At 72.0% G+C, this 12344-nt stretch carries 10 protein-coding genes; 2 read left to right on the forward strand and 8 right to left on the reverse strand.

The window, feature by feature from the left end; all coding sequences use genetic code 11:
* The 3 genes from ACWDS7_RS40670 to ACWDS7_RS40680 form a co-directional block, all read right to left on the reverse strand.
* Positions 1-2512 (reverse strand): tetratricopeptide repeat protein (locus ACWDS7_RS40670; protein WP_451933619.1); only part of this gene is annotated, 2512 nt, incomplete at its 3' end.
* Positions 2513-3401: 889 nt separating this feature from the next.
* Positions 3402-4046, reverse strand: a complete 645-nt coding sequence (locus ACWDS7_RS40675) for a response regulator (RefSeq protein ID WP_451933620.1) — start codon at positions 4044-4046, stop codon at positions 3402-3404.
* Positions 4043-5095 (reverse strand): sensor histidine kinase, encoded by a 1053-nt coding sequence (locus tag ACWDS7_RS40680; RefSeq protein WP_451933621.1) that lies wholly within the window; start codon positions 5093-5095, stop codon positions 4043-4045. Before ACWDS7_RS40680 ends, ACWDS7_RS40675 begins: the two co-directional genes overlap by 4 nt.
* Before the next feature lie 110 nt (positions 5096-5205).
* Between ACWDS7_RS40680 and ACWDS7_RS40685 the strand changes: the two genes are divergently transcribed.
* Both ACWDS7_RS40685 and ACWDS7_RS40690 read left to right on the forward strand, forming a co-directional pair.
* A complete protein-coding gene (locus ACWDS7_RS40685) occupies positions 5206-5787 on the forward strand; it encodes a hypothetical protein (RefSeq protein WP_451933622.1) in 582 nt (193 codons plus the stop codon).
* A gap of 106 nt (positions 5788-5893) precedes the next feature.
* A complete protein-coding gene (locus tag ACWDS7_RS40690) occupies positions 5894-6895 on the forward strand; it encodes a hypothetical protein (RefSeq protein ID WP_451933623.1) in 1002 nt (333 codons plus the stop codon).
* Positions 6896-7187: 292 nt separating this feature from the next.
* Here the strand turns inward: ACWDS7_RS40690 and ACWDS7_RS40695 are convergent, their stop codons facing one another.
* The 5 genes from ACWDS7_RS40695 to ACWDS7_RS40715 all read right to left on the reverse strand — a co-directional run.
* Complete coding sequence (locus ACWDS7_RS40695; protein WP_451933624.1) at positions 7188-7919, reverse strand: hypothetical protein; 732 nt, start codon at positions 7917-7919, stop codon at positions 7188-7190.
* Between the two features lie 242 nt (positions 7920-8161).
* Positions 8162-8533 (reverse strand): PTS-dependent dihydroxyacetone kinase phosphotransferase subunit DhaM, encoded by a 372-nt coding sequence (locus ACWDS7_RS40700; protein ID WP_451933625.1) that lies wholly within the window; start codon positions 8531-8533, stop codon positions 8162-8164.
* Entirely contained in the window at positions 8527-9219 is a 693-nt protein-coding gene (gene dhaL / locus ACWDS7_RS40705) for a dihydroxyacetone kinase subunit DhaL (protein ID WP_451933626.1), read from the reverse strand. Before dhaL ends, ACWDS7_RS40700 begins: the two co-directional genes overlap by 7 nt.
* Before the next feature lies 1 nt (position 9220).
* A complete protein-coding gene (dhaK, locus tag ACWDS7_RS40710; protein ID WP_451933627.1) occupies positions 9221-10213 on the reverse strand; it encodes a dihydroxyacetone kinase subunit DhaK in 993 nt (330 codons plus the stop codon).
* 147 nt (positions 10214-10360) lie between these two features.
* Positions 10361-12344, reverse strand: a 1984-nt coding sequence (locus ACWDS7_RS40715) for a HEAT repeat domain-containing protein (protein WP_451933628.1), incomplete at its 5' end; no start/stop codon positions are given.

A 12344-nucleotide genomic window follows, 5' to 3' on the forward strand; every position in this document is an offset into this window, starting at 1 on the left:
CCAACGCCGAAAAACGGACGCCGAGGTTGGACAGGGATGTGGCGAGGTCGGGCCGGTAACGGTCGGGATAGGCCTCGGCCAGCTCCCGGTAGATGGCCACCGCCTCCTGTGTCACCGGCAGTGCCTCCGCCGGATGCCCCAACTCCGAAAAACGGACGCCGAGGTTGGTCAGAGATGCGGCGAGGTCGGGCCGGTAACGGTCGGGATAGGCCTCGGCCAGCTCCCGGTAGATGGCCACCGCCTCCTGTGTCACCGGCAGTGCCTCCGCCGGACGCCCCAACTCCGAAAAACGGACGCCGAGGTTGGACAGGGATGTGGCGAGGTCGGGCCGGTAACGGTCGGGATAGGCCTCGGCCAGCTCCCGGTAGATGGCCACCGCCTCCTGTGTCACCGGCAGTGCCTCCGCCGGATGCCCCAACTCCGAAAAACGGTTGCCGAGGTTGGACAGGGATGTGGCGAGGTCGGGCCGGTAGCGATCGGGATAGGCCTCGGCCAGCTCCCGGTAGATGGCCACCGCCTCCTGCTCCGCAGGCAGTGCCTCCGCCGGATGCCCCAACTCCGAAAAGTGGACGCCGAGGTTGGACAGGGATGTGGCGAGGTCGGGCCGGTAGCGATCGGGATAGGCCTGCGTCAGCTCCCGGTAGATGGCCACCGCCTCCTGTGTCACCGGCAGTGCCTCCGCCGGATGCCCCAACTCCGAGAAGCTGGTGCCGAGGTTGGTCAGGGATGTGGCGAGGTCGGGCCGGTAACGGTCGGGATAGGCCTCGGCCAGCTCCCGGTAGATGGCCACCGCCTCCTGCTCCGCAGGCAGTGCCTCCGCCGGATGCCCCAACGCCGAAAAACGGACGCCGAGGTTGGTCAGGGATGCGGCGAGGCCGGGCCGGTAGCGATCGGGATAGGCCTCGGCCAGCTCCCGGTAGATGGCCACCGCCTCCTGCGTCACCGGCAGTGCCTCCGCCGGACGCCCCAACTCCGACAAATGTATCCCCAGCGCGGACAACCACCGCGCCCGCTCCGCGTTGCCCGCATCGGCCGGGACACTGTCCAGCAGCCGCCGGGCCAGCAGCGCGTGTGCCTCTGTCAAGACCAGCGACGGGTACGGCAGCACCTCGTACAACGCCATCAGCGTCTCCCGGGGGGCCGCCAGCCCGCCCACCTCACCGGCCATCCGCGGTAGCAGCCGTTGTAGGATCTGAGCTGCGGCCTCTAGCTCCTGGGCCGCCCGGGCCAGCGTCACCAGCGCCCGCCGTCCCTGTCGTGCGTCCAGGTTCTCCAGGCACGCCTCCAGTAACGCCGCCGACCCGCTCAACTCCCGGGTGACGTGCAGCTCCGCCAGCCGATCCGGCCGCAACCGCCCCAGCCATTCCCGATCGTCCTCCGGCGGATACAGCTCCCGCAGCCAGTCGGCCACCCGCACCGACGCCGCCCCGTCCGGCACCCGGCCCACCACATCGGCCGCCTGCTCCCGATCCGCGGCCCCCAGCAGCGTGCCTGCCGCCACGCTCTGTCGCACCGCCTGCTCGCTCAACCCGAACGGCCCCTGCATCAACCCCCGCGCTTGAGCGCTCTGCACCCAAAACCGCCGCTCGTGACCGAGAACCTCCTCCAGCACCTCCTCCGTCCGCACCACCACCCCACCCGTACCCGCCCCTGGCCGGGCCGCGCGCAGCACCGCCACCAGCGCCGCCGCATGCAGGTCCAAGATCCGCTGCCGTCCCTCGTCCAGCACCATCTCAAACCGCTCCGGCGCCGCCACCTTCAACTCAGCGGCGAAGTACGGCACCGCCGCCGCCACCACCTCCGCATCCGAGAGGCCGGCCTGGACCTGTTCGGCCAGTTCCATCCCCGATGCCCCGGCCGCGGCCACCATCTGTCGCACCCGCGCCGACTCGGCCCCCAGTTGCCGCCACCACTCCCCGGCCGAGCGCGCCAGCAACACCACCCGCACCCGCCGCCCTGTATCCCCTGCCACCTCGCGCAACAACCCGGCCAGCCCGGTACGCGTCTCGGCATAATCCACGATCAATAGCACCCGGCCCGCCGAGGCTGCCCGCCACCGCTCCAAGGCCGCGGCCTCGGTGTCGTCGGCGACCTCCACCACCCCCCACCCCTTCCCGAGCCGCCGGGCCAGCTCCGCCGCCAGGCGCGACTTGCCCACCCCACCCGGCCCGGTCACCAGCCGCAGCCGCTCCGCCTCGGCGTCAGCACACCAGGCCAGCAGCTCGCCCAGCTCTCGCTCCCGTCCGGTGAACGGCACCACCCCCCGCGCCGGATGCAGCAACGCCGCCGCCCCACCCACTTCCGGCACCAGCTCCGCCACCTTCTCCGCCGCCGCCCGCGCGTCCTCACGTGCTCGGGAGCGCTCCAGCAGGGTCGGGGCGAACGCTCCGCCCACCCCGCCCAGCACCGCCCCCAACACCGTCACCCACGCCTTGCTATCTGACAGCGCGGCCACCGCCGCCCCTGCCGCGGCCACCAAGACGATCAGAAAGCCCCGCCACCATCCCGCCATACCGCCATCTGTAGACCACGCCATCGACCGCTGAAGGGGCCGTTACCCAACCGCAAACCAGACAGCACAGGCCGTGACGATCGCCCACTTCGCTTCTCACTCCACGTGGCCGGGCGATCGACTGCCGCGGACCGACTTCGTCGGCCCTTGCCACCGGATGACGTGGTGACCACAGCGCCAGAGTCTCCAACCGCGGAGCATGCACGGAACGATCAATGGAGGTTGATCGCTACATGTGTGGCTTCGGCAGCTCAGGCCAATGAGCACAGGAAAAGACGATCGCTCTCTTAAAGCAGTGCTCTCTTGACTGCCACGCGGCTTCCGCTCCTCGGGTCTAGCGGCCTTGTGGTACGGGTCCACTTGCCATCGGATGACGAGGCGGGTCGCCGGCCGAAGTGCTGTGTACAGCAGTGGGATACAGCAACACCGCCTCACACGATCACACGTCACCGATCCGCATCTACCACTTGAGCAGGACGAGGAGCCCTCTACGTCGTGACTGGCTCCCGTTTGCAAATAGGGAATCACGCTGCCACACCGTTTTGGGGGCTCAAGCCCAGAGGCTGGGCCGTCTGTGGGCCGTCCGGGGTGGGCCGACGATGACAGACGACGACTGAAGCTGACGGCGGAACAGCCGGCTCAGCGTGGTGGCGCGCAGGTATCCACAGGTCGCTTCGGCGGGACATTTCTTCCGCTACAAGTAGACCGGCGAGCGCGGCGGCGGCCGCCTCTTCTCGGTGACGTCACCTGGCATGCCACATCTGCACGCCGAGCTCGGCGGGATGCGCTACCTGAGCAACCAGCCGGTGGCGCCCACGGCGCCGGTAAGCGCTGCGCTCCCGATCGCGGATCATGCGCGCCAGGCTCTTCACCTGTCACTGTCCGTCCGTCAGGCGGGCTCGATGCCGTGCAGGATCAGGCCGAGCTCATAGGCCAGGACCGCGGCGTGCGTGCGGTCGCGGGCGCCGAGCTTGTCCAGGACGTTGGTCACGTGGGTCTTGATCGTCTCCCGGGACACGTGCAGCGCTGCGGCGATCTCCGGGTTGGCCTGCCCGAGGGTGATGTGCCGCAGTATCTCGAGCTCGCGTGGCGTCAGCGTCACCGGGCGGCGCGGCCTGGCGCTGCCGTGGTGAGGCGACGCGATGCGGCGCAACGCGTCGGGGAAGAGCACCGCCTGCCGTGCGTGCACCAGCCGGACGGCCTCCACCAGCTCACCGGCCGGGGCGCGTTTGAGCACGTACCCGGCGGCTCCGGCGCGCAGGGCTCCCCAGACCAGTTGATCGTTTTCGAAGGTGGTGACCACGACGACGCGGGTGGAGGGGGAACGGCGGCCCAGCTCGACGGTGGCGGCCAGGCCGTCCATCCGGGGCATGCGGATGTCCATCAGCACGACGTCCGCCCCCGCGCCCGCCTCGACGGCCTCCCGGCCGTCCCCGGCCTGGCCCACGACCGCGAGATCGTCGTGGAGAGAGAGCATGGCGGCCCATCCCTCGCGGATCAGCGGCTCGTCGTCGGCCAGGACGACGCGGATCACAGCGGCAACCTTGCCTGGACGCGCCAGGTCGCGTCCGCCTGCTGCAGCGTGCACGTCCCACCGGCCAGGCGGGCTCGCATGCGCATGCCCGTCAGACCGCGTCGGTGCCCGGCCGGGGGCGAGGGGACGTCCGCGGTGGCGTTCTCCACTGTCAGCACCAACTCGCCGGCGACGGCGACGTCCAGTGTGACGGGGCCCGACCCGTGGCGCAGGGCGTTGGTGAGCGCCTCCCGGGCGATGGCGTAGGCGGTGCGCGAGGTGGCCGCCGGGATCCGGCCGAGGTGTCCGGCGCTCACGCGTACGTCGAGCCCGCGGGTGAGCGTGTCGAGCGAGTCGAGCGTGGGCGTGCGCGCCATCTCGCCGTCGTCAAGGACGCCGAGCAGCACGTCGAGCTCTTCCTGGGCGGCACGAGCAGTGTCCAGCAGGTGCTCCGTCGAGCGCGTGGCCTCCTCCAGGCCGGGATCCGGCCGCTGCAGCGCCGCCTGCGCCACCATGCCCTGCACCAGGACGACGCTCAGCGCGTGCCCGACCGCGTCGTGCAGCTCCAGCGCGAGAGCCTGACGGCGGCCGAGCTCCTCCAGCATGCGGGACGGTTCGGCACGCAACAGGCGGCGCGCCGCCCACCGCTGGCCGGATCCGGCCGCGACCATGGCGGCCCCCAGCGCGACCGCGATGGCCAGCGGCTCGGCCAGCACGGCGGGGTTGTCGCGCCACTGCGTCAGGTCGCCCAGCCAGATCAATCCCGGAAGCAGCATGAGCACGCCCGCGCCGAGTGTCGCGCCGCCGTACAGGTGCAGGCTCGTCAAGGCCACCAGATAGACCCGGTCCGCCTTGTCCGAAACCTCGACCTCGAGCAGCTCGGCCAGCGCGGCGATCTCGATGCGTCGCACCAGCGGCGCCATGGCCAGCAGCACCGCGGCGGGCAGGCACGCCGCCCACAGCATCAGGATGCGCGCCAGCGTCTGCTCGCTCAGGACCGCCATGCCGAGCACGACGCCGGCCGGGGTCAGCAGCGCCGCGCCCAGCACCTGGTAGAGGGCTGCCTTCACAGCACGCCTGATATGTCCGCCCACGACGGCGATGCTAGCCGCAACGCCAGATCGCCCCTTCCCCCATCTGGGGGAGGTGCGCCCGCCGCCGCACTGCGAGCCTCACAAGCATGACGAGCGCACTCGCCACTCCGGCCATCATGACGAAACTGCACGGCAGAACGGCTGCCGGCGTGCCGCGCTGGGCGGTGCGGGCCGCCTACGCGGCCGCGCTGACCGCCTTGCCGTCCGGAATCTGGCGGATCGCGGCCATGAACTTCGGTGTGCCGCTGGTCGAACACGGCGCCCCGCCTCCCGGCAGTCACGCCCCCACGATGTTCGACGCTCAGTGGTGGTACATCATCGGGCTCAGCGTGGTCAGCGAGGCGGTGGCGTTCCTGACGGTGGGACTGGTCGCCGAGTGGGGCGAGGTGTGGCCGCGCTGGATCCCGGGGTTGGGCGGTCGCAGGGTCCCGGTCCTGGCGGCCGTCGTCCCCGCCGGCATCGGCGCGGTGGTGCTGCTGGTCTTCCCGTACGCGTTGATCATGTCGTCGCTCGGCATGAAGATCAACGGCGAACCTGACGGGTTGATCGTGAACGGCTGGCAGACCGTCGTCTTCTACCTCACCTACGCGCCGCTGGCCCTTTGGGGCCCGCTGCTGGCGGTCGTCACGGCGCACTACTACCGGCGCCGTACCGGTGGATCGATCTGAGGCGGGACGGCAGGCAAGAGCGTGCGGGGCGCGGCGTCGACGACGGCCTCGAGCGCATGGACGGCGCCGCGAAAGCGGACATGATCTCGACTTCTGTGAGGGCAGCATGATCTTCAGAGCGGAGAAGGCGGCGGCCGGAGCGGTCTCCTCCAGGGGAACCGGAGCGGTCTCCTCCAGCAAAACGGCGAAGTTCTCGATGGTCGCAGCGGGCGTCTGGTCATTGGCCTTTGGGTTGTCGGGTGCCTACTGGGCGGTTGAAGGCACTTCGTTCCCCCTGGGCCGCAGTGATCCTCGCGGCTCCGACATGGGCTCGTTCTTCGCCACCGCTGAGCCGGGCGCCGCCGGTGTGATCATCGCGGTGGCCGGGGTGCTCGGTGTGGCCGCCGCGGCGCTGCTGGCCCGCGCGCCACGGGCACAGGTGCCCAGGGCGGTCGGGGCGCTGCTTGCCGTCGCGTTGCTGGTGGGCGTCCCCGATATCCGAGTGATCCAGAACTTCGGCTACCTGTTCATGGGATACACGGAGCTGTGGGACCGGCCACTGCTGTTCATGCTGTTCAGCATCTTGGGCGGAGGGTTGTGGGCCCTGGTCGTCTGGAACACGCGCGGCGATGACGTGAGCCCCGGCAGGTGGGGGCGGTGGGTCACCTACGCGGCGGCCGCGCTGGCCCTGCCGTACGCGATCTCGCGCATCTCATGGGCGTTGGGCATCCCCCTCGGGGTGCCGGCTGACTATCTGGACGTGGACGCTCCGTCAGCGGGCGCCGCCTCGGAGTTCGTGCTCGGAGGGCTGTGCGTGGCGGGGGCGGTGCTGACGCTCGGGCTGGTCCAGGGCTGGGGCGAGGTCTTCCCCCGCTGGGTTCCCTTCCTGCGCGGCAGGCGAGTGCCGATCTGGCTCGCCGTCGTCCCGGCGACGGCGGCCTCCGTCCTGCTGATCCAGGCTGGGGTCAGGCTGTGGCTGTGGTGGGGCGCCGGGCAGATCACGCTGTCCGCGGACCACTGGGGGACGTTCCTTCCAGGGCTGTTCTGGCTGCCGTGGAGCCTGGCCCTCGCGGCCGCCACGTACGCCTACTACCTGCGGAGGCGGGCTGGTGGAAGTAGCCGGATGTGAAGGAGCACGAGGTCCGGACGCCGTCGCATGAACCGCCGTCGTCCAAGGGCCGGGAGGTCCAGCGGACGTTGACCGGCGTCGGCGAAGGGGACTGACAAGGTCATTCTCGCTGCCCGGCCGGACCGCCGAGAGGTTGCCGGAGCCGGCGCTGAGGTGGTCGCCGCGGCGGCCGATCCGCGCCGGCGCCTGCCACTTGGCCGGCCTCTGCCCGTCTTGACCTGCGGCCACCTCGCCATCGGTGGCCGGCCGGCCAAGTGAAGTGCATGATCATCGGATCCGCTGAACGCAGGGGTCAGGCGACCTGCGAGGACGGAGCCTTCCAGGTGTTGCACGCGCTCGGGCCTTGCGACCGGTAGCCCTGCTCGAACCAGTGAAGGCGGTTGGCGGGCTTGCCGTACCAGTTGAATCTGCCGTATTCCTTCGGCGTCTCGGCGGTGAGGAGGGGTTTCCAGTCCTTGGCCGAGCGCCCCAGGATCTTCATGGACACCCCGCTCAGGCAGTCCGCCTGCAGGTAGAAGCGGTGCATCTGCTCCTCGCCGCCGTCCTCCTCGTCTCCGGCCGGCAACGCCCACCAGGCCTCGCTGATGCCCGCCTGGGCCTGGACGACTCCGGCGTACGCGCGCGTGATCTCGACGAGAACGGCCTGGTCGGACTTGGCCTTGATCCAGTCGGAACCGAGCTGCACCTGGACGGAGCCGTAGCAACTGGCGGCGAAGGAGCCGGACACCTCCAGGCCAGTGAGGCACACACCCTTTTCAACCTTGGCGCTGACACTCACCTCGGCCGGGGTGAAGTCCTGGATGGTCCTGCGCCAGGCGGAGTTGAGGCAGTCGACGACCTTGTTGAGGTATTTCGTCGTGGAGGCTTTGGTGGTGCCCTTGGTCGCCTTGCAGGAGATCGCGGGGAGATGCCCATGCTTGTAGAGCGGGTTGTGGGTCAGCTCGGGAGCCCCGACGATGGGGTCGGCGGATGCGGTGACCGTACCGGCGAATAACAGGATGAAAGCCCCGGTAGTGGTCGCCAATGCGCGAATCATCATGAGGCATGATCATAGGGGCGACCCAATGCGCGGGACGTCTTGTTGTCCGACTTCCGCCCTGCTTCTGCCCTGCTCCCGGCGGGACATCACTCCCGTTACGAGTGGACCGGCGTCCCGGCGCGGTACGGTCCCGCTCCCGGCGGGGCTGGGCCGTCCGTCCTCCGCTGGACTCCGTCCCGGCGCGGCCGCCGGTCGGGAGGGTGGCCGCTCCGGTGCGAGGAGGCGGATCAGAGCTTGCGGAAGCTCCTGGACTCCTCGGCCGCCGCGAGCACGGCCTCCAGCGACGCGCCCGCGCCCGCGGTGACGACGGCCGCGATCGCGCCCTCCACGAACGGCACGTCGGCGATCACCACCCCCGGCCCCTCCGCCAGCCGGGCGGTCAGCACCGAACTGCCCAGATCGGGGATCAGGACCACCCCGTCACCCTGGTCCACCTTCTCCACCGCCGCCGCCACCAGGTCGGGGCTGGTGCCCAGGCGGCCGTCCTCGGTGCCCCCGGCCGCGGCCACCGGGACGCCCGCACCGCCGATCTGCGCGGCCAGGGCCGCGACCTCGGCGGCCAGCGGGCCGCTGTGCGAGATGAGGACGACGCCTACCATCCGGGAGATCCGTCCGGTCCGGCCGGGGGCGAGCCGTCCGCCGCGCGGGGAGTCGCCACCGTGCGCAGGGCGGTGAGGATCAGCGCGGTGGAGGCGGCGCCGGGGTCCTCGTGGCCCACGCTGCGGGGGCCCAGATAGCTGGCCCGGCCCTTACGGGCCTGCATCGGGACCGTGGCCTCCGCCCCGGCGAGAGCCGCCGACGCGGCCGCCTCGGCCGCCTCCCGCGGATCCTTCCCCTCCTGTACGGCCTGCGCCAGCGCACGGACCGCCGGGGCGAGCGCGTCCACCATGGTCTTGTCGCCCTCGGCGGCCGAGCCGAGCTTCTGGACCCCGGCCAGCGCGGCCTCCAGGGCGCCCACCAGCTCGGCGGCCGACACCTCGGAGACGTCGGCCAGCGCCTTGCCCGCCTCCCGGAACGCGGTGCCGTACAGCGGCCCGGAAGCCCCGCCCACCTTGCGGATCAGCGTGCTGCCCACCAGCGTCAGCAGCGCGCCGGGGGTGTCCGGCTCCTTGTCGGCCAGTGCCTGCGCGATCGCGGTGAACCCCCGGTCGAGGTTGGTCCCGTGGTCGGCGTCGCCGATCGCGGCGTCCAGCCGGGTCAGCCGGTCCTTCTCGGCCCCGACGGACCGGGTGATCTCCTCGATCCACGCGGCGAAGAAGGCGGTGTCCAAGGTGGCGGCGCCCATGTCAGCGGCCCCAGCGCAGGCCGGGGGTCTCCACGGGGGCGTCCCAGAGGCGGATGAGCTCGTCGTTCAGCAGGCAGACCGTGACCGAGAAGCCCTGCATGTCGAGGCTGGTGACGTAGTTGCCGACCAGGCTCCGCGCCGCCGTCGCGCCCTTGCCCGCCAGGTAGTCGGCCACCTCGGCGAAGACGACGTAGAGCTCGATCAGCGGGGTGCCGCCCATGCCGTTGACCATGACCAGGGTGTCGCCGGAGATCGGCATGTCCTCGTCGATGGCCTCCATCGCGGTGCGGGCCAGCTCGCGGGCGCCGCGCATGGCCGAGCGGGTCCGGCCCGGCTCGCCGTGGATGCCGATGCCCAGCTCGATCTCGGTGTCCTTCAGCTCGAAGGTCGGCTTGCCGGCGGCCGGGGTGGTGCAGGCGCTCAGTGCGACGCCGAAGGACCGGCTGCGCGCGTTGACCTCCCCGGCCACCCGCACGACCTCCGGCAGGGGAGCACCGGTCTCGGCCATGGCCCCGGCGATCTTCTCCACGAAGAGCGTGGCGCCGGTGCCCCGGCGGCCCGCCGTGTAGAGCGAGTCCTGCACGGCCACGTCGTCGTCGACCAGCACGCTGGCCACCTCCACGCCCTCCTCGGCGCTGAGCTCGGCGGCCATCTCGAAGTTCAGGACGTCACCGGTGTAGTTCTTCACGATGTGCAGCACTCCCGCGCCACCGTTCACCGCCTCGGTGGCCGCGATCATCTGGTCCGGCACCGGGGAGGTGAAGATCTCGCCGGGGCAGGCCGCGTCGAGCATGCCGTACCCGACGAAGCCGGCGTGCAGCGGCTCGTGGCCGGAACCCCCGCCTGAGACCAGGCCGACCTTGCCCGGACGCGGCCCCGAGGCGCGCACCACGATCTGGTTGTCCACGTCCACCCGCAGCCCAGGATGCGCCGCCGCGAGCCCGCGCAGCGCGTCCGTGACGACCGAGTCGACACTGTTGATGAGCTTCTTCACATTTCGAAGCCCTTCCCCTCCAGGGACGGAGGCAAGCGCGATCGGGAGAACCTCTTGCCCGGCGGGACCCGCCCGTCCCCGGTGACCACCGCCCGGCGGTGACGTCCCGGCAGGTCCCCGCCGCCCGTGCGATGGGCCCGCGCACTCTCAAGGGGCGGTCCGCAGGTGGCGGAGCACGGCCGTGGCCTCCTTGCGGACCGCCGGATGCGGGTCGTCCCGGGCGGAGGTCCCCAGCCAGGCGACGGTGTGAGGGTCCTCATGGGACAGGAGGGCGACGGCCCAGAGAGCGGCCTGCCGGACCTGCCACGCGCCGTCGGCGGCCACGTCCTCGCGCAGCCATGACAGCATGGCGGGATCCGGCCTCCCGGAGATCTTCGTGATCTGCTCGACGGCCGTCACTCGGATGGCCCATCGCGGGTCGCCCGCGGCGCGCTCACGGAACCAGGCCATCGCGCCGGCCGGGTCCGCCCGCCACCACAGGCCGATCCCCTGCAGGGCGGCGCGGGCCACGGCCGCGTTGGAATCGCGCACGCTACGCTCCCGTAGCCAGGAGAGTGTCCGCGCCGTTCCGCCTCCGGCCTTGGCGCTCTCCTCCACGGCCGCCTCCCGCACCCTCCAGTGGCCGTCGGCGACGGCCCGGTCGCGCAGGAGGTCCAGGACGGCGGCGTCGTGGCACCAGCCCCGGGCGAGCTCGTGGACGGCCGCCAGCCGCACCTGGGCGTGCTCGTCATGCACGGCCCGCTCACGCAGCAGGGGGACCGTGGCCGCGTCGTCGGCCCGCGCGGCCAGTTTCCGCATCATCGTCCGGCGCACCCGCCAGTGCCCGTCGGACCGGGATCGCCCGCGGACGAGGTGGGATGTGCCGGCCTCCTCCGGCCAGGTGTCCGCCAGCGCCTTCAACGCGGCCAGCCGCACCTGCCAGTGCGGATCCTCACACGCCCTCCGCACCGCGGCGTGCGCCCGCCCGTCGTCCGGCCAGCCCTCGGCCAGCGCGCGCACGGCCGCCCGGCGGGCCGTCCAATGGGGGCCGGCTTCCGCGCACTCCTGGAGTCTGGCCGGGGTGTCGGGCTCGTCGGGCCAGCCCCAGCCCAGAAGGGTGATCGCGGTGGCCCGCACCTCCTCCGCGGCGTCCGTGGCGATCCAGGCGAGCACCCGGGACCGCATGCCCTCGCGGTCGCGCCAGTGGCGCACGGCCACGTCCACAGCGGCGGCGCGGACGTCGGGATCCGAGTCGGTGGAGATCCTGCCGTCCAGCCAGGACAGCGTGGCGTCGTCGGCGGCGGCGGTCCGCGCCACCTCCCGGACGGCCGTTTCACGCACCTGCCTGTGCGGGTCGTGCTCGGCCAGGGCCCGCAGCCACGCCATGGCGTCCGGTCCGTCCGGCCGGATCCGTGCCGTGGCCTCGACAGCGGCCTGCCGCACCCTCCAGTGCCCGTCCTCCGAGGCCACCTCCCGCAGCCAGGGAAGCGTGGCCGGGTCGCCCGGCCAGATCCGCGCGACGATCTCCACGCCGGCCGCGCGGGCCTGCTCGTGATCATCGGCCAGCGCCCGGCCGCGCACCCAGGAGGAGACGCCGGGCCGGTCCGGCCGGCCCAGGGCGAGCTGTTCGACGGCCGCGCTGCGGACGTCCTCGTCCGTGTCCAGCAGGGCGCGCCGCCGGAGCCAGGCAAGCGTGGCCGGCTCATCCGGCCAGGTCTCTCCCACGACCTTGACCGCGGCCTTGCGCACTTTCCAGTGGTCGTCCATGGCGGCGACGCCGGTGACCCAGGGCAGGGCCTCGGGGTCATGGGCCCAGGTCGCGGCCACCGCTTCGACGGCCGCCGACCGGACGTCCTCGTCTCCTTCCAGGAGGAAGCGATCGCGGAGCCGGGCGGGGGTCCCGGGGTCGCCCCGATGCGTCGCGGCGACCCCCCGGACGGTGGTGCGGCGGACCTCCCAGTGGCCGTCGGCCGTCATGCGTTCGCGCAGCAGCGCCAGGTCCTCCGGTCCGAACCCCCGGGAGGCGAGTCTCTGGAGGGCGGTGCGGCGGACCTCCCAGTGGCCGTCGGCCACCGCGCGTTCGCGCAGCAGTGCCAGGTCCTCCGGCCGGCTGTGCCAGATGGTGAGTCTCTGGAGGGCGGCACGGCGGACC

The organism is Streptosporangium sp. NPDC003464 (assembly GCF_053588315.1).